General features: G+C 52.5%; 18 protein-coding genes. 5 read left to right on the plus strand and 13 right to left on the minus strand.

The genetic code is table 11. The features are described from left to right. Positions 1–32 precede the first annotated feature (32 nt). Both AB8516_RS11610 and AB8516_RS11615 read right to left on the minus strand, forming a co-directional pair. A complete protein-coding gene (locus tag AB8516_RS11610) occupies positions 33–713 on the minus strand; it encodes an HAD family hydrolase (protein ID WP_108295163.1) in 681 nt (226 codons plus the stop codon). 94 nt (positions 714–807) lie between these two features. Further along, on the minus strand, positions 808–1464 hold the full coding sequence (locus AB8516_RS11615; RefSeq protein WP_369160766.1) for a hypothetical protein: 657 nt from the start codon (positions 1462–1464) through the stop codon (positions 808–810). 167 nt (positions 1465–1631) lie between these two features. Between AB8516_RS11615 and AB8516_RS11620 the strand changes: the two genes are divergently transcribed. Then, entirely contained in the window at positions 1632–1811 is a 180-nt protein-coding gene (locus tag AB8516_RS11620) for a hypothetical protein (RefSeq protein WP_108295165.1), read from the plus strand. A gap of 43 nt (positions 1812–1854) precedes the next feature. Here the strand turns inward: AB8516_RS11620 and AB8516_RS11625 are convergent, their stop codons facing one another. Together AB8516_RS11625 and AB8516_RS11630 are read right to left on the minus strand one after the other, a co-directional pair. Beyond that, complete coding sequence (locus tag AB8516_RS11625) at positions 1855–2739, minus strand: general secretion pathway protein GspB (protein ID WP_369160769.1); 885 nt, start codon at positions 2737–2739, stop codon at positions 1855–1857. Between the two features lies 1 nt (position 2740). Further along, entirely contained in the window at positions 2741–4561 is a 1821-nt protein-coding gene (locus AB8516_RS11630; protein WP_369160771.1) for an AAA family ATPase, read from the minus strand. A 494-nt stretch (positions 4562–5055) separates the two neighbouring features. Here AB8516_RS11630 and AB8516_RS11635 point away from each other — a divergent pair, with 494 nt between their 5' ends. Beyond that, positions 5056–5256: a hypothetical protein gene (locus AB8516_RS11635; RefSeq protein WP_069127781.1), complete on the plus strand. Its 201-nt coding sequence runs from the start codon at positions 5056–5058 to the stop codon at positions 5254–5256. A gap of 203 nt (positions 5257–5459) precedes the next feature. Here the strand turns inward: AB8516_RS11635 and AB8516_RS11640 are convergent, their stop codons facing one another. The 5 genes from AB8516_RS11640 to AB8516_RS11660 form a co-directional block, all read right to left on the minus strand. Next, positions 5460–9221: a translocation/assembly module TamB domain-containing protein gene (locus AB8516_RS11640; RefSeq protein WP_369160773.1), complete on the minus strand. Its 3762-nt coding sequence runs from the start codon at positions 9219–9221 to the stop codon at positions 5460–5462. Then, positions 9218–10942: an autotransporter assembly complex family protein gene (locus AB8516_RS11645; RefSeq protein ID WP_369160775.1), complete on the minus strand. Its 1725-nt coding sequence runs from the start codon at positions 10940–10942 to the stop codon at positions 9218–9220. Before AB8516_RS11645 ends, AB8516_RS11640 begins: the two co-directional genes overlap by 4 nt. 330 nt (positions 10943–11272) lie before the next feature. Continuing rightward, positions 11273–14908 (minus strand): EAL domain-containing protein, encoded by a 3636-nt coding sequence (locus AB8516_RS11650; RefSeq protein ID WP_369160777.1) that lies wholly within the window; start codon positions 14906–14908, stop codon positions 11273–11275. A 240-nt stretch (positions 14909–15148) separates the two neighbouring features. Continuing rightward, positions 15149–16453, minus strand: coding sequence for a type II toxin-antitoxin system HipA family toxin (locus AB8516_RS11655; RefSeq protein ID WP_369160779.1), 1305 nt, complete (start codon positions 16451–16453; stop codon positions 15149–15151). Beyond that, on the minus strand, positions 16453–16800 hold the full coding sequence (locus AB8516_RS11660) for a helix-turn-helix domain-containing protein (protein ID WP_369160781.1): 348 nt from the start codon (positions 16798–16800) through the stop codon (positions 16453–16455). Before AB8516_RS11660 ends, AB8516_RS11655 begins: the two co-directional genes overlap by 1 nt. Positions 16801–17067: 267 nt before the next feature. Between AB8516_RS11660 and AB8516_RS11665 the strand changes: the two genes are divergently transcribed. Beyond that, entirely contained in the window at positions 17068–18063 is a 996-nt protein-coding gene (locus AB8516_RS11665; RefSeq protein ID WP_369160783.1) for an amidohydrolase family protein, read from the plus strand. Positions 18064–18103: 40 nt separating this feature from the next. Here AB8516_RS11665 and AB8516_RS11670 read toward each other — a convergent pair whose 3' ends face one another. The 3 genes from AB8516_RS11670 to AB8516_RS11680 all read right to left on the minus strand — a co-directional run bounded on the left by AB8516_RS11670 (position 18104) and on the right by AB8516_RS11680 (position 20614). Further along, a complete protein-coding gene (locus AB8516_RS11670; RefSeq protein ID WP_369160785.1) occupies positions 18104–18703 on the minus strand; it encodes a MarC family protein in 600 nt (199 codons plus the stop codon). Between the two features lie 456 nt (positions 18704–19159). After that, positions 19160–19930 carry a DUF4437 domain-containing protein gene (locus AB8516_RS11675; RefSeq protein ID WP_369160787.1) on the minus strand — a complete coding sequence of 257 codons (771 nt, stop codon included), beginning with the start codon at positions 19928–19930 and terminating at the stop codon, positions 19160–19162. A 216-nt stretch (positions 19931–20146) separates the two neighbouring features. Continuing rightward, complete coding sequence (locus AB8516_RS11680; protein ID WP_369160789.1) at positions 20147–20614, minus strand: hypothetical protein; 468 nt, start codon at positions 20612–20614, stop codon at positions 20147–20149. Positions 20615–21126: 512 nt separating this feature from the next. Between AB8516_RS11680 and AB8516_RS11685 the strand changes: the two genes are divergently transcribed. Next, positions 21127–21366: a type II toxin-antitoxin system ParD family antitoxin gene (locus AB8516_RS11685; protein ID WP_369160791.1), complete on the plus strand. Its 240-nt coding sequence runs from the start codon at positions 21127–21129 to the stop codon at positions 21364–21366. Next, complete coding sequence (locus AB8516_RS11690; protein ID WP_369160793.1) at positions 21366–21668, plus strand: type II toxin-antitoxin system RelE/ParE family toxin; 303 nt, start codon at positions 21366–21368, stop codon at positions 21666–21668. Before AB8516_RS11685 ends, AB8516_RS11690 begins: the two co-directional genes overlap by 1 nt. Before the next feature lie 77 nt (positions 21669–21745). Here AB8516_RS11690 and AB8516_RS11695 read toward each other — a convergent pair whose 3' ends face one another. Then, on the minus strand, positions 21746–22384 hold the full coding sequence (locus AB8516_RS11695; protein WP_069126902.1) for a bifunctional 2-polyprenyl-6-hydroxyphenol methylase/3-demethylubiquinol 3-O-methyltransferase UbiG: 639 nt from the start codon (positions 22382–22384) through the stop codon (positions 21746–21748). Between the last annotated feature and the right edge of the window lie 145 nt (positions 22385–22529).

Genomic DNA, 22529 nt, shown 5'->3' on the forward strand with positions numbered 1-22529 from the left:
CTGCACATATCCCAACAGGCAACTAAGCAGATTCAGGAGAGATCCAAAGCATGTAGAATACGTTGCTTCAGTTCATGCGGCTGGCGCGATATCAATACAGCTGGAACGCCGATCTTCTTTGTGAGACGTCGATAGCTTTCAAATCCGAAAGAGACCATGAAGGGGTGCATCCCGGTACCGACAGCAGCCACATAGTCGCACTTTTCATCGCCTGTGGCGTAAGCACGGGCAGGATTCACCTTCAAACTCTCACGAATAGCCTGGAAGGCTGTGAGTTTCTGCTTTCTCAATGGCAGGTGAATGAGAAAATCGAGACCCGAATCATCAACTCCATTACGCCGATAGAGCTTGCGCAGTGTCTTCTCTGGCTCAATGGTGATATTGCGGGTTATCATTCCCACCCTGAGATCAGGTTGCGTGACTAATCTGTTGATCAACCACCCCATGCCGTCAAACAGCCGAGCCTGCTCTCGATAGATTTCGGTAAGGGTATTGATCAACGCACTCCGCTGTTTTTCCTTCAGCTGTTTACGTAGATTTATCGGCATCTCCTTCAGGCCACCGATATATTTAAAAATCTTGCGGCGATCCTGGAAACGTTGGATGTCACCAATATTCATATTATGTGCTTTAAACGCCATATTGATCGCCTTAAACGCATCAACCGTGGTGCCATCCGCATCGAGGATAATGAGCCGGTGGGGATCAAACATGAGTGGATTGAGTCACTGCTTTTAACTGACAAGTGTGAATTTGGAGCACCTGTTTAACCCTCCAATGTGATCGATTCATGACATCGGCCCTGGTTTAGCAGAAAACCACCTTCGCATGCGTCCCTAAGCGACCGATCCGGTTTGCCTTCATGCAACGACACGCTGTCCAGGCATCGATGATATTCCTCTCCGCTCTTCGATGGGTATCATCCATGAGAATGACACAGTCCTCGGAAAGGTGTTCCAGCATCGTCGGAAGCAGGCCGTAACGCCCACCGGGATTACTGCTCGGCGGGCCATCACAAATCACCAAGGAAATCTGATCCGTCACCAGGCCATGCGGAATCCTATACCAGCGGTATCCCTCATAATCGACCAGCGGCGCATGGAGCAGCGTAACATGGGAAAACTCGAGATAATCGAGGATTTTGCGCAGGTAGTCATACCAGGTTTTATTGTGCTCCAAGACGATAAACTGGCGTTCGGCCTTTCCGGTCAGCGCACCTATCAGTAAAGTTGTGGCACCGGAACCGCACTCGAGAATAGCTCCTTCGGATCGAACGGCATATCCACCCACATGCCGCAAATAAGATAATCCTGCGGCATATCCGAGATTCCCCCATGACAGTGCGAGTAGCAGGATATCGAAGACACACGGGGGGTTATTCAGTGATTTATCGCGAACCCTGCCACAGACCTTTGACAGCAGCGCGGCCTTAATGGGAAATAATCTCTCTCTCAACCAGTTCATTTTACTGAAACAACCGTAATCAACTAATTCTGTAAAAAGATCTTAACCGAATGTTGTTACATTAATATTGCGTAATTGGCGTCTTAGGATTGCCCGCCAATGCTTGTCCTCTAACCTGATATCGGGCCCTAATCCAATAATGCAACACCAATGAGGAAGGAGACTATATGATCGATTGGGAACGTCTAGACCGACAAGAGCAGCTTAAGCTCCGCGAGGCCTTCGGCCACCATCTTGATACACTGCCTCCCAGCTGCTCACTTGATATGAAGATTGCCAGATTTCAGGAGTGGTTGAGCCTGAAGGGCATACAATATAAAGATCATATGAAAGATATAAAACGCTGATGATGCCAATCAGCGGATCGATATGGCTAGGGAATATCAGTGATTAGTACTTCTCTCGCAACAGCCGAACCTGGCCGTTTCCATAGTCGACGACGATACCGTCTCTGTCGATCGTGTGCAGACGATAGCCTTTAGCATCAAGGGTATCGCCCTCACCGTAGCGTCGCATGTTTATGATGACAAAACGTTCTGACGGTATCTCGTGGTAGACATGAATCGTGGTCCTGAGCTGTTCCAATTCTTCCCGTAAACCCTGATCCAATTCCCAAATCAATGGGATCTGCTGGTGATCAGTCTGTACAGCATTCGTTGCATCGTTTACTGTCGATTCAACCGAAGCGATTTGATCCTCATCCACCTCAGGCATTGTTGCAACCTGCTCCGACTTTTCAGCATAAGTGACTTCTTCGGCTATGGGCGCAGGTAGAGGGGCAGGCTTTTTTCGTTCGACGACAGACAGGGTTGGCAATCGTCTGGTCGCCTGTTCCACTGACGCAGATTCAGGCATCTCCGGTATCTTCCGCTGTTGCTTTTCGCTCACAATTGCCTCAGAAATCAAGGGTCGCTGATTCGGCCGGCTGCTGCTGCGGATCCGGTCGGCAGTCAGTTCATCCTTCGGCACTGTCGGTTTGTTTTGTCTCGCTGTTTCTGTACCGCCATCGCGCTCTGCCGGGGGGGTTGCTTGGGGTCGTATCTCCGGGTTTGTCATCTGTTCGGCATTGGCAGGCGTCTCAGGATTGCTCGCTCCATCATCAAACAGAAACCAGAATGCGGCAATGATCGATATCAGCAATACCAGCAGCAACAGCAACCTGCGAAAAACGGTTTTATTCTCATCTAAAACCGGCATCGTATCTGGCAGGATGTCGGTTTTACCCGGCATCCTCTCCTGCGAAGCCCTTTCCAATGCATCAAGAATGGAAGACATGTCAGCCCCCCGTCCGGCGCAACACAGGCTTGGTGGAATCAACCACGCTACCGTTCAATTGAATCAATGTCTGCTTACCGACAATACCGTCCGCCAATAACCCCTGGGAGCGTTGAAAACGCATCACCCGCTGCTGTGTCTGCAGGTCGAACTTGGCATTCAATGGATCAAAACTCGTCTCAATCCCCTCGATACGGTCAAGCATGGATTTCAACCACGCCACATCCTTACCGATATGTCCAATAGTCAAGCTCTCGCTACTGAGTTTGGGTGGCCGCCATAAGATAATGTAGCTGCCGGTCCAGAGCTGATCGATCTCTTGGCGCGAGAAATTGAAACGGCGGCCGTTGAGATCAAGGGTAACATCGTCATCCGTCAGTGCGGTAGCAACCACATTGTAACGTTGCCCGTCTTCCATGATCAGTTCCAGCACCGCAGGACGATTATAGTAGGCCAGATTTTCCCACGAGCCACGACCATAGATACAGCTCAACCCAACCTCTTGCGCCTTGTCGCAGGATGAGCGCGACTCTCCCTCAGTGGGATAGATGCTCTGCCAATAACCAAACAGTGTGACAAAAGCGCTGTTTTCATTGCCCAGCATGGCGCCCAATCCAGTCTGATCATCATCCAGCCTCGCCACTTCCTTATCGGCGATTGCCGTCGAAGCCACATCTTCCACCGAGCCTGAAGCAGCACTTTTATCGGGCAGAACAACATCCGGCTGTGGCGCTTTTGCCGTTCCCGACGGTAAGGCTGTATCCAAAGAGGTCAGCATGGGACTTTCGGCCGCCACCGCTGAATTAACCGGCTGCTGCTGAGTGGTCGTCATATCGGGCTGCTCGGGCAGGTTTCTCTCCACCGGCGGGCTTTCAGTCTGAGCCTCGGTTGACGAGAGGGATGGGATTAGGCGAGACAGTTGCTCATCATTCCACACAAGCAGCACTGCCAGGGTAAATCCAAGCAACGCAACTAAACCCCAGGACCAAGCGAGCTGGCGACGTGAACCCTCGCCCTGGCCGCTTAATTCCTGGTACACCCGTTTTATCATCCCCCCCGTCACCTGCTTGGCGTGATTGCCATAGGCCATCAGCATACCCCGATGACAGAGGATATTGATGACTCTGGGAACGCCTCCGCTATAGCGATAGATGTATCGCAATGCGCCGGTGTTGAACGGGGGATGCTCTGCCCCAGCCACCTTGAGGCGATGCTGGACATAGGCGTGGGTCTCGGATTTGGAGAGTGGTGTGAGGTGATAACGTGCCGTCACCCGTTGAGCCAGCTGACGCAGCCTATCCTGTTGCAACAGGCTCCTCAGTTCGGGCTGACCCACAAGAATGATCTGCAGCAGTTTATGCTTCTGTGTCTCGAGATTGGTCAACAACCTTATCTGTTCGAGGGACTCGTAGCTGAGGTTCTGCGCCTCATCGATGATAACCACCGTCCTGCGGCCCTGACTGTGACTCTCCAGCAGAAATGCATTCAGAAAATCGACGATCTCCTTGATGCTGTTACTGCCGACGGGGTAAAGGATACTGAGTTCATCGCAGATTGTCGCCACCAGTTCCAGCGGTGTCAGGCGAGGATTGAAGATAAACGCGACATTTACCGCACGGGGCAATTCAGCCAGCAGCTTGCGGCAGAGCAGGGTCTTTCCTGTACCGACACCGCCGGTGAGCTGCAGAAAACCGCCACCCTCGGTAACACCGTACAATAGATGGGCGAAACCATTGCGATGCCTCTCGCTCAGAAAGAGATATTTCGGATCCGGTGTAATGGAAAAGGGATCCTCAGTTAGTCCGAAATAGTTCTGATACATAATGGCAGGTAGATTCTCTTGCTACTTCCCTGGAGTTTAGTCACACCCAATCAACCTTGCATGCCCCGGATGGCGGCGGATATCCAGCGCTCCTCGGAGCTATACCTAAACACTTCCATAGGGTTTTCGGCAAGCGAAATGAGAGTTGAATCTCAATTTGAGAAATTAGTGATTATTTTTTCCATTTTTGTCGAAAGAAGATAAAGAAAAATCAATTAACGGCTGTCAGTTAAGAGTAAATTATCTCAGGAAATTGCCGACTAAATATTTGAGTTGAAAGGTTTACTGCACATTTTCAGATATCCGCCCTGATACCGTTCGAGGCGTGCATATGAGGCATGAAAATCTACCTTCGGGAGCAAAATAGTTAATTTATCACAAATAATATAGGTAATTTATCACACATTTTAACTAATTATCTTCAAGATTGACTTGTAATATATTGATATTTTGCTAATTTCTTTATGTACAAATGACCCATTGAGTTTACGAAAATGACTGGCTTATACAAGACTCGCACCTGCAGAGAATGTCCCCATCAAATCATCAACGGGATCGCCTGCGATTGGCAACCCCATGAATGTCCGATCCAGATTGAGAAGAGACAGAATAGAAAGGCCTCCAAGACCAAGGCCTTCTTCTTGACCAATCTGCTGATCGCGGATGATTTTGACGCGGTCCGTAGCAGCAACTAGGCCATATAGCGGTTGAACATCAAACGGGTCATCGCTGCCCGATACGGATTCAGTGCAAACAAAAAAGGGATGTCGTGGCGCGCCTCCTGTTGCGTGGCCGCATGGAACCTGCCATATAAAATCACTGTTGAGCCGGGAATAACAGGGCCTGGCAACACTTATCCGTTTGCCACTGTTGTGACTGGTGTCCGGCAAAACCGACCTCAACGATCGAAGGTATAGAAAAAATCACCCGACTGGGTACGACCTGTTTCCGCTTCCAGCTGCCAGCGGTCCGTCAGATCATAACGCATACGAACCTTTGTCTCGCCAGTCGCCAATTCGTTGACATACTGCACATAGAGTCGAGGCGACAGATAGGTGCCTGCCACCAGGGCGGCCTCCTCCAGGGAGCTACCCGTCTCCACACGCAACTCTTCCAAGCCCAATTGCCGTCCCAATTCCGAAGCGATATTACTGGCGCCGCTTGCCTGTATCATCGCAAGCATACCTGCGGTCTTACCCGATGACTCGCCTGCCGGCCGGCCGGTGACGATGTAGGAAAGGATATCGGTTTCCGACATGGAGGGGGTTGAATAGAGCTTGAGATTGGGCTTTTTCAGGGTTCCGGTAATGCGCATCCCCGCTGTGATCTCATCGATCTCCCTGGCGGCACGCACGTCGAGACCGGGATTATCCACAGGGGAATCGGCAAACAGGGCATATCCCCGCTCGATCTTCAAATCCTGTCCGTAGGCTTGGTAGACACCTTCGGAAATACCCAGGCGCCCGCGGCCGATAACCGGACGCCCCGGCTCATCGATGATCATCAGGCCGCCGGTAAGCTTGCCCCGAAGCCCGAGCCCATCGAAACTGACCCGCTTTCCAAGACTCAGGCGCACCTTTGCGTGCAACGGGGTATCCGGTTGCGCCTGTTGCGCCTCGTCATCACCGACAACCACCAGGTCGGAACTTTCGGAGACCGCCGTCTCCGGCAGTGCACGCGGTCTGATCCTGGCGAAGGGCAGGTGAACCTTACCTTCAAGTACACTTTTTTGGGCACTGTGCTCAAAGCTTAGATTGGGTGATAGCCTGACTTCAGCCTCTGGGATATTGACCACCAACCAATCCTTTCCTTCAATCTCGTATTTCGAGGGAAAACCGTTATCGGCATCCATTCGTGTGGTGCCTTTAAGCGATAACCTGCCCTTGCCCGATCGTACACTGCCCGCCAGGGAGACCGTCTCCAGGTCGGGTGTCTGCATACTCATCTCCATATCACGCAACTCAATGCCCAATACCGGAATATCGATAGCGCCCTGGGTCAGTTTTGCATCGCCGTCTATCCGAGGTTCGCTCAAACTGCCACCCAATATCATATCGACCGATAACTCACCTCGACTGTTTTGCAACTGGGGTGAGAAGGCAGTGAGCATGGCCAGATTCTGGACGCCACCCTTGATCCTGCCTTGCAGGGATTGTTGATCCGGTCTCAGGTCGGTCAGATCCATCCCCGGCAACTGCAAACTCATGGTAAACCCACCCAACTGCTGCAGCGGCAGATTGATGTCGGCGTCAAGTCCCTTCCGGTCAATGACCGCCTTTGCCCCACTATCGGAAAAATCCACCTCCTCCCGGGTGGTGCCGAGGGCGAAATCAAGCTTGCCCTCGGGAATTTGCAGGTCGGCCGCTCCGGTCATACGCCCACTGGCTTCGGTGCTGAGTTCTGCCTGCAGGGCAGCCGTCCCCACTATCCGCGTCTCAACCGGCAGAACGGGTTGCAGCAATCTCAAAGGTAGTTGTTTTGCCTGCAGTTCTGTCTTCCAGCCGCCGGCTTGTTGTTTGAAGCTGGCACAAAGCCTCGCTTCGCCTGACGCCAGGCAGAAGGGTTCCACATCCTGCTCGGAGGCCTCCAGTCGATAAGCCAAGGCCGATTCCAGCTCCCACTCACCTACTTCAGGAGATGACAGACGGAGCCTTTGCAGGCTACCCTGCAACCTCTGTCCCTCATGCAATCCTGACATTCCCTCAAGCGACAGCTGAGGCACCTGCTCACCTGCCAGGTCGATCTGCAGACGATGCTGCGGAACATGTCCTTGCAGAGCGATATCGAGTGATTTCCACTGTCTGCCGAACGCACTCAATTCTTGCGAATGCAGTGACAGGGCCACACGCTGTTCACCCGCCATCTCAAGCGCCACTTCACCATTCAGTTGCCCGACCCGGTATGCCTCCAGGCTTAGCTCACCGGCCTCGATGTCAGCCTTCAAACTGGGTGCCTGCAGGGTACCGCCCAGATCACCCTTCGCCTGCAGCGCACCTGACAGCCCGGGCCAAAGGGAGGCTAACTCCGGGGCGTCCACCGACCAATTCAGGGCGAGCCGGTCTGCCAGGCTACCGTCGACAGCTATCCGGTTGCTGCCCGAGAGCATCTCCAGCACATGTATGGTCAGAGCATCCTGCTTGAGTGTCAGGCGCCCCTTCCCATTCAAGGGATAATCCCGCAGTAACCCCGAGAGGCTGTTGAGATTAAATTCCGCCTCGGGTCCGCCCTCCGCCATCGCGCCCTGGGTATCGAGATCGAATGCCAGACTACCGGGAAACATGGGGTGGACCAGTGCGGGGTCGACACCCTCTCCTGTCAGGCCCAACTGCCAGGAAAGCGTGGGACTCCAGGTCAGCTTGCCGCTACCCTCGATCTTACCTTGCTGCAATTCAACCGACAGGTTGTCGAGATCAACCTGTTCCAGCGTCCCGCTGCCGACCGCATCGAACTGCAGCGTGCCCACTTCCGGTCTGGATGCCTGCATCGCCAATTGATACACATAGGCCTCGAGCCCACCCTGTAGTTGTAGAGTGCCGCTATCGCTGCCGATATCCACCCTCTCCCCAATCAAGGGCCAGCGCAACCCCCGCCACTGCAGATCGGCAGAGAGTTCGCCACCCTGCGGATGGTATTCCCCCTTTGCCGTGAGATCCAAACCATGCGCATTGCTGATGCGCAGATCCCCGATACGGATGGCACCCTGACTGTAATCCGCATGGAGTTCAGTAGCGATCTCTCCGATCCGGGATTCCACAAGCTCCAGATCGGCATCGAGATCGATCGCTTCGAAACTCCCCTGGGCACTCAACCGCCCTTTTAAGGACGCCGGAAAGTCCGGGGTAAACCCACCCAGTTCACCCTGTTTCAATTTCAACACGGCGTTCCACTCGGGCCTACCCTGCAGATCCGACAGCAGTGCCTGCAACTCTCCTTCAATGGGTGGCGCCAGTCGCTGTGTGATTTCGATCCGCTGCAGATCCCCACTCACCCGCCCTTCGCCAGCCAGCCTGGGACCCTCTTTTAGGGTATGCACCCATGAGAGATCGATGGTCATCGGCAGCGGTGCATCCAATCCCAGCGATCCCTGCAGCGAGAGCCGGGATGAAAATGCCTCGGCATCGAATTGAGTGATTGCCAGGCGATCTCCTTCTGTGGCGGCGGAGAGGTTGAGTTTATCGATCCGGACGGGATCGCCAGGCTCTCCCTGAACGATTTCGAATCCTTCGGACGAGAAACGGGAGAGTGTTACGGCAAGGGGCAGCTTCACACCCTGAAAGGTTTCGTCACCGGTTTTATCGTCAGACTTTTCACTTGCGGGAAGCCGCAGACGGGTTTCCATCAATGACAACTCGGAAACATCCAGCCGCAAACCCAGCAGCTGAGAGGGGCGCCAATCCAGGTAGAGCCGTTCACACCGAAACGCCAAACCATCCGCCTGTTGATAGCTCAAGCCAGTCAACTCCAGGGGCCCTGCCAGACGACCGTGTAAGATATCGACCTGCAGATCGCCCGGTACCAGCCGCTGGGCCAGATAGAAGCTACGCCTGCTACCGTCATGGGTGAATACGAAATAATAGACAAGCGCCGATAACAGCAACAGGATCAGCAGGGTGGAGAGGGAGACATAGGTGGCAATCCGTTTCATCGTCTGCCTGGTCATAGCTCCGGCCCCACGACGATATGCAGGCGCCATTGCCGATTGTCATCGACCCTGCCGTGGGCGATGTCGATCCTGACCGGGCCGACCGGTGAGCGCCAGCGGGCGCCGAAACCGAGGCCAAAGGCCGTTTCCGAATCATAATCGGGATCAAAGGCGTTTCCGGCATCCAAAAACAGCGCCCCGCTCCACTTGCCGCTGATGCGACGCTCCAGCTCGACACTGCCGACGGCAAAGTAGCGCCCGCCGATAACCTCATCATTCTGATCCCTCGGTCCCAGGTCCTGATAACCGAAGCCGCGTACCGTATTATCGCCCCCTGCGAAGAAGCGCTTACTGGGCGGCAGCTCCGTCAGGTCATCGGCCCAGGTCGCCCCCAGCTCCAGTCGATTCAGCACCCGCCAGTCACCCTCACCGAAACCACGGATAAACTTCACCGCACTATAGAGCTGAAAAAAATCGGTGGTTGAAAGTAGGGATTCCGACGCCCCTTCTAGACGAAACTCCAACCTTTTGCCGCGTTGGATATATGCCTTGCCGTCGCTCTTTATTCGCAGCCAGGTGATACTCGGCACCAGCAGACGCGAGCTGTCTTCCTGCTCACCCACCTCGAAATCCTCGTAGCTGTACTCCAATCCCAAACTGCGACGCCAGCCCCGGCTCAGGCTTACCGAATGAACGGCACTGAGCAGCGCCCGGTTGCCAGTATTGGTGTCCGAGTCGAAGTGCTCCAGAGAGGCGCCGAAGCTGACAAAATCCACCGTCGGACGCTGTAACGGCACGATATATTCCGTGCTGAGTGTGCTGAGGGGTTTCGAGATCTGCAGTTCACTCCGCATCCGATGGCCGTTGCGTCCCCGCCGGCGATTCTTCCAGTCCAGGGTCAGCCGCGGCCCCATATCGGTGGAATAGCCCAAACCGATACGGTAACGGTTACGCTTGTTGGGTTTCAGATTAATATCGATCGGAACCCTGTCGCCTTCCCGCTGATCACGCCGGGTCACCACCTCAACCTGCTTGAAATACTCGCTATCGATAAGGTCGCTCTGCAGCTTCAGCAGTGTCTCCTGACTGAAGGGTTCCCCTGCATTGAAAGGGACAAAGCGGGCGAGATAATCGGGATTCAAGATATCCTGGTGCATCCGCACATCCCCAAAGCGCAACCGCTTCCCACTATCAAGATGGAGTTGGATCGATGCGGTATAATCCTGCAGATCCACTCGCAGCTGATGTTGTATGTAGCGCGCATCCAGGTAACCGCTCTCGATGATCTCGGCCAACATTTGCTGCTTGGACTGCTCATAGTGTGTTTGATCCAGCACCTCGCCAACCGACATGGGAAATGTCTTCGTCAATTGAGGATCATCAGCGCCATCACCGATTAATTGAAAATTCACATCGCTCAATTTGACCGGTGGCCCCGGCTCTACATGATATGACAACGTGAATCCCTGTTCGTCGCCAACCATGGTCGCAGTGACAGTCGGTTTAAAGTAGCCGAAAGGGCGTAATGCAGCCTTTATCTCCGCCTCGGCCTTGTCATGCAACAGACGCAATCGCGCTGCGTTCAGGGATTCACGCTGTCGCTCCCGTTCCACGGAGAGATAGGCGAGCACATTCTCCTTCAGTTTTGTCTCCAATCCATCGACTTTGATCACCACGTCAAGGGCGTAGAGAGGTATTGGGCACAACGCCCAGACTAAAATGATAATTAACTGCCGCATATAACCGCTGACACATGTCCTGTGGATCGCCCGATCGAAGCCATTGTGGTAAAAGCCTGTGTATATAGATTATTCCGGATCGCAATCATTCCTTATATACAATACACGACCCGCTTGCGAATACTGCCAAGACTCTCGTTAGAAACCAATCACATTCAGAAAGTTACGATAGAATCAAAACATTTGTGACTGTTTTCCGCTAAAGGTTACCAACCATGCCGATAGCTGCAACCACGGAAACGGGGTATGGAGGATCACCCACTGCTCAAGATTCGAGATGCTTGCAGTAGGCTGGTATGGAGTGGCAAGCGATCATCCGCGCGATCAGGTTCATTGCCCAACCTGCTCAGCCGGTAATTGCCGGGATGTCATTAGCAGGTAAGTCATCTTATCCACAGTCAGAGGGCGACAAAAGTAGTAACCTTGCGCCTCACTGCATCCCTCGCCAATGAGAAAACTCTTCTGTTCTTCGCTCTCGACCCCCTCTGCCAGGACCTGAAGATTGAGGCTGTTGCCCAGGGCAATGATTGCGCGGGTGATGGCAATATCCTCCTGATCATGCGGTACATCCCTGATAAATGACTGATCGATTTTCAACCGTGTCAGAGGAAAACGCTTCAGGTAGGTCAATGACGAGTAGCCGGTGCCGAAATCATCGATTGCGAGTTCGATCCCCAAATCCCTGACCTGCTGCAGGATTGACACCGACTTCTCCGGGTCTTTCATCAGAAACCCCTCAGTCACCTCAAACTCCAGCCACTCGGGTCGACAACCAGTCTCGGCAAGTATGGATTCCAGCGATGTCAGCAGTTCCCTGCTGCTCACCTGTTTTCCCGACAGATTGATCGCTATTCTTCCCGGGCGAACCCCCTGCCGATCCCACTCCGCCATCTGCTTGCAGGCAATTCGCATCACCTGCTCACCCAGAGGAATGATCAGGCCCGTATCCTCGGCCAAAGAGATAAAACGGGAGGGTAAAACAGTGCCCATTTCCGGATGCAGCCAGCGTACCAACACCTCGACACCGATAATCTTCCCGTTCCGGGTATCGACCTGGGGTTGATAGCAGACGGCCAATTCGTTCTGAACCAGGGCACGACGCAGACTGGCTTCGAGAAAGATCCGCTCGAAGGCCTGTTCCGTCATATCCTCGGTATAGTACTGGAAGGTATTCTTGCCTTCGTCCTTGGCCTTGTACATGGCGGCATCCGCATTTCTCAGCATGGTTTCGGCACTCTTGCCATCCTGCGGATAGACGCTGATGCCGATACTCGTGGTGAGAAACAGCTGATGATGATCCACCTCGATCGGTAACTCGAGTGAACGAATGATCTGCTGTGCCATATTTGCCGCGTGTTGCGGCCTGTTCAATCCCTCGAGGATGAAAGTAAACTCGTCCCCGCCGAGACGGGCAATGGTATCGTCTTCACGCACACTCTGTTTGAAACGCTCGGACACTCGTTTCAATACCCTGTCGCCAAAGGCATGTCCAAGACTGTCATTGATCTCCTTGAATCTGTCCAGATCGACAAACAGTACGGCCATCTGCAGCCCTGTACGCTTCGCTTTACTGATCGCCTGTTTGAGCCGCAACAGAAATAGTGACCGATTGGGCAGGTTGGTGAGGGGATCGTGATGAGCGATATGTTGCAGATCGTCCTTTTGCTGTTTGACCTCTTCAAGCAGATCCAGGTGTTCGGTTATATCCCTGGCCACTTCAATGACGGCACGCAGACTGCCGTCGGGATTTAACAGGGGTGATGCGACCACTTCGACCTTGCTGACGGATGCCGGGTCCTTCGATTGAGGCCGTGTCAAGATCGCTGTGGCCTGCTTACCCGTCTGTAACACCCGGTGGACCGGACAATCCTGTATCAGGTTACCTTCCGATGGCACCGATACAAAGGGAAGGTCGAAATAGTGGATCATCTTGCCGGGATCAGCTTGAAACTCCTTGAGACGCGATTTCACACTCTGATTCATCAACTGAATCCGCAACTCCCGGTCGATCACCATGACCGAATCACCGATATTATCGATGACCCTCTGCAGGAATTCCCGTTCCTCCATGATCTGTTGCTCCATCTGCAGACGATCGGTCACGTCATGCGTCAGTCCCAGATGCTCGACCACCTTTCCATCCGCATCCGTTATCGGGACAGCATGGGTTTCCAGCCATGCCTTGCGGCCCTTGAGCCCGGTAATACTGAATGTCAGGACACCCTTTTGACCGCTGAATACCTGACTGTTCAACCTTTTGAACGCCTCACGATAGGGCACGTCCACCACTTCATTGAGCGTCACCTCGGAAAGCTGTGACAAACCCTCGGCCTCGAGCATCTCCAACCCTGCCGGATTGATACTGAGCAATTCAGCACGCTTATCGAGGGTACTGACACAGGCCGGTTCCGCATCGATGAGGCGACGAAGGTTCTGTTCACTGCTACGCAATTCCGCCTCCATGCGTTTTCGCTCGGTTATATCTTCCACGAAGGCGATCGCGGCCTTCACACTGCCGTCCTTGCCCCGTAGGGTCACTGCACTGAAATGGGTCGGGATGTTATGCCCGTCCTTGTGCCGCAGCTCTATGTCATAACTGCGGCGCTCGGTCGTACCGATCCTGGATGTCTGTTCGATAAAGACTTCTCTATTCATCACATCGACGAACTCAAGTGGCGTCTTACCCAACATCTCATTCTTGCTATAACCCAGCAGGGCCATCAGACGCTTGTTGACATCCACGGTTTTGCGCGCGGGGTCGATCAGCCACATTCCCTCCGGCGCGGCATCAAAAACCGTCCGATAGTGGCGAGAACTCTCGATCAGCGCACTGGTTCTGATCCGAACCAATCGCCGCATATGCGCTATCACCGCCAACAGGGACAACACCATGACACCGATCACACTGAACAGAAGCAGCATGAAGTTTCTGTTCAGCCACACCAGCCAAGCGGGCAGGCGTCGATAATCCTCATACAGCATGCCGTCGATCTGGCTATTGGGTCCAATAAACCCCAGTCCCACAAAGATCGACTTGATGTGCTCCCATCGCTCCGGATTCATATAGCCGATTTCCACAAACAATGGTTGAATCAGCTCTTGTGACATCCTTGCCTCATAAAGCAGATGTTCTCGGGTCATCTCCTGGGTGTTGTACTTCAGCAGAATCAGTTCAACCATCTCCTCAACATGGTTCAGGGCATAAGACCAACCCTTCAGCGTGGCGAGCCGAAACGCCTCCACGTGATCAGGCCGGGCTTCCAACTCCGACTCCGTGGTCACCAGAACATCACCGTAAAAGTCGATGCCGTAGTCCTTCGGCATGATGTAGTGCGGCTCGACACCCGCTTGTCGCAGCAAAAAACCCTGGTCTGTCACGTAGGCATTGAAGGCGTCCGTCTCACCTCGCAACAACGACTTGGCATCGAAGTTGGTGTCGAGTCGAGAAAACTCAGTTGCCTTCAGGCCACCCTGCTGCAGCATCGCATGCAAGGCGGCATCCTGCTCTCCCTCGCCCAGCATGATGCGTTTGCCTGCAAGTTCGGAGACGCTATGTATACCGGAGTCGGCCCTGACCAAGAGGGCATAGGGGCTATGTTGATAGATCGCCGCCAAGGCGACGATCGGGTATCCGCGGGCGCGCTTGATCAATGCATCCGCACCGGACACGACGAACTGGGCGTCACCCTCCAGCATGACCTCGATGGGTGAACGGTCACCGCTGTGCTCGCGTATCAGAACATCGAGTCCCGCCTCTCGATAGAAGCCCTTTTCGAGGGCCGCATAGTAACCGGCAAATTGGAACTGGTGCTTCCATTTCAGCTGTAATACCACCGGCTCCAGTTGTTCACTGACTTTTGTTCCTTCCGCGCAGGCGCCCGTATTAAGCAATAGGAGCACAAGGAACAGCACCCAGCAGCAGATCCCCAACCTTGCCTCAATTACTCTGACAGATGATTTGTACATACACCACACAACAGACAGACGACCCTTCTCAATGCCTTTGAAACCGCTAGTCAAGCACTAAATAGATGTAACAGGCAGCTTGATCTGATGGAGCTGAAAATCAGGACAACTCTAATAGGCATGTACAATGCGATATCGGCAGACAGTCAACGGGCTTTAACAAGCAACCGTCAGTAAACAGACCAGCAGGGCCTGTCAACACTCATCCGATGGTCACTGCTGCGCTTGACTGCTCGCCCATCAAGGCAGGTCCAAATGCAGGGCGTTTTGGATCTGTCTGGTCATCAGCTCCGGCACGCCCGCCTGTTCGGCGAATTGGCTCCAGTTTGAAACGGTACTGTGCACTTCCGCGACAATCGCCTCCGCACGGCCCCGCTTCATCGAAGCCGATTTGGCACAGGCCCTGAAATCATCCAATGAAAAACTGTCCCGCTTGCCATTAAGGGTCATCTGATGTGTCGCTGTCCAAAGTCCGTCAGGGTTGAAACTGTAGGTCATGTCGAAGGCTGGCGATAGCGTCCAGGCACCCGATTTATCCATCAAAAAGGCGATGTTCTTCACATGGTCGTCCTGATTGCGGCCGATGATATTGAAGACCATGCGGCGAAACTGCTCCTCCACCGTCTGCATCGGCAGGCCCAGCTGACGTATCACCATCAATGCCTGTTCATAACTGTAGGCGCCTGCGGTATTGAAATCGTAATGGGCCATGGCACACAACGACTGCATGTGCAGTTTTTCGCCCCCATCCAGGCGGTCAAACCGCTTGGTCATGAAGTGGCGTCGCCCCCCCTCTTCAAACAGCCGGGATTCGTTGATATCGATACCGCATGCCCTTGCCATCAAGTAGTAGGCATACTCGACGGCACCGTAGCCTTGGGGGTCCTCCAGCTCCTTATCCCGGTTGCCGCTGACGCCGTCGAATTTCAATAACCAGTATTCGAATCCCTCACCGGCCGTCACCTGACCGGAGCGGACCTCATTGGTCTCCCGATTCCAGGCGATCACCGCCTTTGCCCGCGCCCCGCCGGCAGAGGTGCCGACACGCAGGATATCGCTGAGAGCCTCCTGTTTGTCGGTATCCGCAAGCGAGTGTTGCAACGCTTGTCGCTGGCCGAGTATCAGCGACGCCAACTCAACCAATCTGTCGATCTCTATTTGGCTGGAATGCCGGGCCCCGGGACCGATCGCCGGTACATACTCAAGCGCCCCCATACCGCGCCGGCCGGTGTAACAGAGACGCTCTACCGCATTGAAGCTGTGGCTCGACCTGCCCTGGGAGGCCAGCCAGGCATCGATCAGCAGATTGCCGAACCTGTCCGGCAGTGAATCCGCCAGCAGGCCCGGCAGGCCGTGAAATGTTTCCCGAGGGAGTTGCGGAAAGCTGTAGAGACGCTTGGACAAAGGCATCATCATCGGCGCGACTTCGATGCCGCTGCGGCTAAAGGCCGGATCGTATTCAAACAGCGCTGTCGACTCGCCATCCGCCAACGAAACCGCGCCTATGGTACGTCCCCACAGGCGAACCTCGGCAACCGTGGCCATTACTCATCACCCCAATGCCAAGGCTTCTCCCTGTCTGCCTTTTCGCGGGGGGTGGAAGCCCGTTTGCGTACCTTACCTTTGCGTTTCAGGAGATCCATCGGCCGCTGCGCCTGCTCCGGAAACAGCAGCTCCAGTCCGGGCAGCAATCCCAACACCCGCAACAGGCGGATCATGCTCGACATCTGCGCCGATGCGCCCGCCTCAATCCGCTCCACGGTCCGCTTGGCAACACCCGCCTGCTCGGCCAGTACCGCCTGAGTCATCTGCAGAGCGAGACGGCGTTGCAGGATGCGCTGACCGATCTCTGTCAGGACCGCCTCATCTGATACCAAATCTGATATTTTCATATTCGCCATTAATTACGAAATAAATGATCAACAGTTATATATATCGTAAATTATAGCGATAACCCAACCTTTTTATTGTCTCTTTGTCGGAAAATATGGCGAATTATTGTAAATAATTAATTAATTTCGCAATATTTGGCGATTTATGGCTCCAATTTATTACCTTGTACCGGAACCTATTGACTGAACTCCAGCCTGGGACTTTTAAACAATCCGATCTACCAACGAAACCTCGTCAATAACCGACTCGCAGGGTAGGCTTGAGTAATGCGTACGATCGATATACACACCCATCTGCTCAACCCGGAGGTTGCCTTCGATCGGCTTTTCGACAGAGTCGCCGTACATCTCTTTGCCCGCAGACTGGGCGTCGAGCCACACGCCTTGAAAAAGCAACCCTACCAGACCTATATCGAAGCCATGGCCAAGGCGGTCGATGAATCCAACTACGTGGAAAAGACCTGCCTGTTTGGTGTCGACGCTCGTTTCGATGAAAAGGGCAGAGAAGTCGACCGGGACAAAACCGTGTGCGCCATGAGCGAGGATGTGTTGGCCGTTGCCGCTGAATATCCGGACTGCTTCATCCCTTTTCTGTCGGTCAACCCAATGCGGCCGGGCGCCCTCGATCTGCTCGACGAATATGCGGAGAAAGGCTGCCGCGGCGCCAAGTTTCTGCAGAACTACTGGGGTATCGATCTGAACAGTGAACGCCTGATCCCCTACTACGAAAAACTGAAGCAGCATAAACTGCCGTTGATCGTCCATATCGGCAGCGAATACACCATCCAATCCCACCCAAGCTATGAACGCATCGAGATGCTTGATCTCCCGCTGGCTTGCGGGGTTACCGTGATCGCCGCCCATATGGGACTTGGCCGATTCGAACACAGAGTTTGCGCCTGGCGTAACCTGAGTAAAGCGCCACATCACTTCGACCGCGACTATTTCAGACTGCTGGCGATGCTGACCCAGTATCAGAATCTCTACGCCGATATCTCCGCAATCCTGGTTCCACTCCGCGCCAGGGCCCTGCGCCACCTCTCCGAACAGAAACAGGTGCATGAAAAGATTCTGTTCGGTACCGATTATCCTGTCCCGTTTACCGTACGACACAACAGTTTTGACCTGGATAGCCCAACCCGCCGGCGGATTGCACAGATTGCGAACCCCTTCGACCGCTACGCCGCCGTAATCCTCGAATACTTCCCGGACGGGAGCCCCATCTACCGTAACCATCAAAAGCTATTGCCTGCAGAACAATGAGCGGACCGGCCTACTGAACACGATAGCCCAGTGAGTAAGCCTAGAGCGTTGCAACAAAGTCTCTGATACCGTCCAGCAACATCTGGGTGGCGAGAATAACCAGGATCATCCCCATCAGCCGCTCCAGGGCCAATGAACCGCGGGTACCGATGACATCCAGCAACTTTGACGAGCCAAGCAACAGTATCGTCGTGCCCAGCCAGGCCAGGAAGAGCGCGACGACCCACTCCAGGATACGGCCGGGCTGACTCGAACTGAGCAGCAACAGCACTGCGATCGTCGAGGGACCGGCGATCAGCGGTACCGCGAGAGGTACGATGAACGGCTCCTCATCCATTGCCTCGTCGCCGTGATCCGGCCTGCTCGGAAAGATCATCCGCAGCGAAATGATAAACAACAAAACGCCACCCGCGATATGGAGCGAAGGCTGTGTAAGCCCTAGGAACGCCAGCAGTACATCACCGACAAACAGGGTACCGAGCAGCACGAAAAAAGCGATGATCAACTCACGTGCCACCACTTTTGTGCGGCGTGACCGGTCGAGTTTGGATAGCACCACATTGAAGACGGGTACGTTACCCAGCGGATCCATAATCAGGAACAGGGTGACTGCCACAGATGCTATGTCGTACCAATTCATACCTAGCCTAGCTGTTTACGACTTAATTGTTTCTTACTACCCACTTTACTTGACCAGTGCATCAGCTTCTATAATAGGCAGTTGTACAGTGTTATCTACAGTCTCATCGAGAGATAATCGCCATGTCCGGCACACACATCTCCACAAGTCACGCGGACCTTTCGTGTCGGTTTTTATGGACGGGTTAAGTCTGTCTATGCCACGAAATATTCATTGTCCGATGGTGAGTCACCTGGGTAATAAATTCGCTCTCCACATGTCGCCTCTCTTGCGGAAACTAACTGAATCGTATTACCGAAATCTCTTTCGCAATGGCAAACAATCAAAATTCTGGGCTCGCCGCAAATAACCGGCAGGTTGAGGAGCGCAGCGATGAAACCTGACCGGGTTAATTTGCCTTGATACGCGCCGATCTGCCATTGACCACTCTCTGCACGAGAGTAGGAGCAATCTCCCTTAATTTTGAGTGACGTCGTACCTGCCATTCGTGCGTATGTAAATGACACTCTCCTCTCCGACTATAGACGAGACTGGATGGGTCGACGTTCCCTTCGAACTAAAATAACTGCCCGGCTCCAAGGCCTTAACTTCTGTTTCACTCACTTGGTACCGTGGTTGACCTTTGATTACTACAGCACGGAAGGTTGAGCCGTCGCATTCTATTTTTCCAGCAAATCCAGCCGGCAGCCTGAGAAAGGTTCCGTTAGACTCACCTTCCTGACGGTTACCCCAAAGATAGGCTACCTTTGGTCCGTTGTAAGCGGCCGGCATTCCGGGAGGATCAACCCAAACAATGTTCGATGCGTCCACGTTGATCGGTCTTTCTCCACTGTCAAACGCCTTCTCTGTAGGCAGGACGAGATAAGGTCCTTTATCAATTTCGACGAGCGCCACATTGGTATTACCCTTGGCTGCGGTAATGTGCACTTCTCCTTTCGGCTGGGTCCAGAAAGATCCGGCGGGCATCCACATCGCAGCAGCATTAGGGTCATCGTTGTGAATGCCGCCACTTATGACGACTGCGCGGTAGGTGATGTTGTGAGTATGAGGTGGGGACGAGAAGCCATCCGCAAACTTGGCAAGGAAGCCTGTCGGCACTGCGCTTTTGCGATCGCCCCAAAGCGTACCAGCTTTCGGGCTCTTGTCGCCGCGAGCGGGGTTTAACTGCTCCCACTTGACTTCGGACGCCAAGATAACCTCGTTGATTGGTTCGGCCGCGACCTGCATGCTAGAGCAGACAGCGGTTACGGTACATGCAAGTGTGAGTGATAGAAACGTTCGCATACTCCTTATACTCCTCATCTTTACTCTCTGATTATTTGTAACCGCTACAGAGTTAAACTTTAAAAACATAACGTCGTGAAAAATTGGAAAACAATAGAGGTCAGCCTTTTGTGGGTCCGATTTGAATAACCGTGCTTCACGATGATTACTGGAGTCAAATCACTCGAATGGTGAATAGGATAGTTCGATATTTTTGATCCATACCTTTCCACGACCCTCTACTGTTAGATTGAGCTTTATAAGATCAGGCTGTTGTCCACGCTTTAGATAGAAAGAGACTTCGTATGATGCCCAATCGTTCGTCCCTTTCAGTGCATTCTGTAATCCTTTAGAAAAGAATTCTCCCCTGCCCGGTATTCGACACCACATCTCCAGGAAGCTTTGACCGTGAACTTCTTTCGATTTCAAGTCTGCTCGATAAGTCAACATACAATTTTCAATATCTGAAACCTCTATTTCAAACAGGCTAATCGATTGAGATTCGCCGACATCGACCAACCATCCTCCTTCGCTTGAAACAACCACCTCCTGTGTAATGGTCTTTTCTGACCCATCAAAGCGTTTGATAACCTTGGGCGGTCCGGCAGGTATGGGTGAACTTAATATGTTCTTTATCCACTTTAACATTTGACTGTTCTCCTTTTTCGTATAAACAATCAATTTTGGGTCAGGGTGAAGCCAAGGCCCCATTCCCGAAGTGGCTAAAATAACGCCTTATTATGCGTTAAAGATACTATTTCTTGTAATCACCAAAAAACCACATCAACGCTTCCAATACACCAGCTAGGATTTCTGCGACGATATTTATATGGAGAAAAAATCCCAATACACCAGATATAGATGCTGCTACAACTACAAAAGTACTGAAATATTCAGGAGGCGCGTGAGAAAACACCATCCAAAAACCCCAAAGCAATCCAGCTACTAAACCAACAGATACTGCTTAAAATATACCGTAAGCAATTCTATCTAGAAGAGTCGCTCTATCTTGATTTGAACGCTGCTTATGCATAACGTTGCGAGAACGGGCAGCCGGAGCGTAACGTAGGCTGTCCCAGTGAGCGATAGCGAACGAGATTGACCGCCTTGTTATGCCCAACTATAGTACCAAATATTGGTACCTGCTTGGAGCTAGGCACATGAGCAAGAATACTAGTATTACTCTCGGCGAGCATTTTGATTCTTTTATTACTAACCAATTGAATTCCGGTCGCTTTTCTTCTGCTAGTGAAGTGGTACGCGCTGGATTGCGCTTGCTTGAGGAAGAGGAAACAAAGCTCGTAACACTGCGCAAAATGCTGCATGAAGGGGAATCGAGTGAATTTGTAAAATACTCCCTTGAGGGTTTGATATCTGAAATTGATAATGAATCTCATTGATGCCCACCTTCAAAATTAAGGCTAAAGCCAAGGATGATTTGAAGGCTATTGCTATTTTTACCCAAAAGCGCTGGGGAAGAGACCAACGCAATAAGTACCTGAAGCAATTTGATGATTCTTTTACTCAACTTGCCGATAACCCTCAACTTGGGCGAGCTTGCGAATATATTCGACCAGGTTATAGGAAGTTTCCGATAATTAGTCACGTAATCTATTACCGAATCACCAATAAAGCTTGTATTGAGGTAATTCGCATTCTTCATAAACACATGGATGTGTCAGTAGATCATTTTAAGGCATAACGACAAAGTCAAGCGGCGGCGAAGCCGTCCGAGTTGGGCGCATTGTTATGCATCGAAAACCCCATCATTTTCACCCTTTAACTCAACGGCTTTTTAGCAATCAACGTATACTCATCATTTGACTCACTGAATTTGGTCTTTTCAACAACACTGAAGCCAGTCTTTTCAAGTGCCAGCTCTATCTGCCGGTTTGATAGGAGATTGATCAATGGCAAGAATCCAAGTTTCCCGGCTGACCGGATGAGTTTGCCCGTGATTGTATTTTTCTCACCTAGGCATGCGGTCTCCAAAATAAACAAACCACTTGGTTTCAGCAGGTCATATATACGCCTAAAAACCTCATCGATATCTTCATAGAAATGAAGAACATAAAATGCCATTACCACATTAAAGCTACCAGAATAAAAGCGCTCATCAAAAACTGTAGTTTGTACAAATTCAACATTTTCAATTTCACGCTCAACCTTTCTGATCTCCGCAATGGCCAGTAATTTGTTGGAGATATCAATACCTGTTACGTGCTTTACGTTATTTGCAAGATCGTCGCATTGGGTGCCAGTACCACAACCAATATCGAGCACATAATCCTCCGATGACAAGTAGGATTTCAATTTCTCGATCTTCTTCTGGTAAGCCGCAACGTCAGCAATCGGCGATGCAGCATATTTTCGAGCGATTAGATTCCAGAATTTCTCAGGCGATGTTCTAAACAGCATTTCCCTATCCTATTCGTAGATAAAGGAAGCTGACCACTTTGCTTGGCCCTTTGATTCTTTATGCACATCGCCTCACATCAGCGGCCGTTCCACTCGCGTAGCGAATGGAAAGGTCCGACTGCATGTGCTTGTATGGTTTAATTCC

The sequence above is a fragment of the Candidatus Thiodiazotropha sp. LNASS1 genome, assembly GCF_964212655.1.
GTDB lineage: Bacteria > Pseudomonadota > Gammaproteobacteria > Chromatiales > Chromatiaceae > Thiodiazotropha.

Coding starts and splice junctions, on each gene's coding strand:
- AB8516_RS11610 (WP_108295163.1), bottom strand. CDS start 713: ATGTTTGATCCCCACCGGCTCATTATCCTCGATGCGGATGGCACCACG.
- AB8516_RS11615 (WP_369160766.1), bottom strand. CDS start 1,464: ATGAACTGGTTGAGAGAGAGATTATTTCCCATTAAGGCCGCGCTGCTG.
- AB8516_RS11620 (WP_108295165.1), top strand. CDS start 1,632: ATGATCGATTGGGAACGTCTAGACCGACAAGAGCAGCTTAAGCTCCGC.
- AB8516_RS11625 (WP_369160769.1), bottom strand. CDS start 2,739: ATGTCTTCCATTCTTGATGCATTGGAAAGGGCTTCGCAGGAGAGGATG.
- AB8516_RS11630 (WP_369160771.1), bottom strand. CDS start 4,561: ATGTATCAGAACTATTTCGGACTAACTGAGGATCCCTTTTCCATTACA.
- AB8516_RS11635 (WP_069127781.1), top strand. CDS start 5,056: ATGACTGGCTTATACAAGACTCGCACCTGCAGAGAATGTCCCCATCAA.
- AB8516_RS11640 (WP_369160773.1), bottom strand. CDS start 9,221: ATGACCAGGCAGACGATGAAACGGATTGCCACCTATGTCTCCCTCTCC.
- AB8516_RS11645 (WP_369160775.1), bottom strand. CDS start 10,942: ATGCGGCAGTTAATTATCATTTTAGTCTGGGCGTTGTGCCCAATACCT.
- AB8516_RS11650 (WP_369160777.1), bottom strand. CDS start 14,908: ATGTACAAATCATCTGTCAGAGTAATTGAGGCAAGGTTGGGGATCTGC.
- AB8516_RS11655 (WP_369160779.1), bottom strand. CDS start 16,453: ATGGCCACGGTTGCCGAGGTTCGCCTGTGGGGACGTACCATAGGCGCG.
- AB8516_RS11660 (WP_369160781.1), bottom strand. CDS start 16,800: ATGAAAATATCAGATTTGGTATCAGATGAGGCGGTCCTGACAGAGATC.
- AB8516_RS11665 (WP_369160783.1), top strand. CDS start 17,068: ATGCGTACGATCGATATACACACCCATCTGCTCAACCCGGAGGTTGCC.
- AB8516_RS11670 (WP_369160785.1), bottom strand. CDS start 18,703: ATGAATTGGTACGACATAGCATCTGTGGCAGTCACCCTGTTCCTGATT.
- AB8516_RS11675 (WP_369160787.1), bottom strand. CDS start 19,930: ATGCAGGTCGCGGCCGAACCAATCAACGAGGTTATCTTGGCGTCCGAA.
- AB8516_RS11680 (WP_369160789.1), bottom strand. CDS start 20,614: ATGTTAAAGTGGATAAAGAACATATTAAGTTCACCCATACCTGCCGGA.
- AB8516_RS11685 (WP_369160791.1), top strand. CDS start 21,127: ATGAGCAAGAATACTAGTATTACTCTCGGCGAGCATTTTGATTCTTTT.
- AB8516_RS11690 (WP_369160793.1), top strand. CDS start 21,366: ATGCCCACCTTCAAAATTAAGGCTAAAGCCAAGGATGATTTGAAGGCT.
- AB8516_RS11695 (WP_069126902.1), bottom strand. CDS start 22,384: ATGCTGTTTAGAACATCGCCTGAGAAATTCTGGAATCTAATCGCTCGA.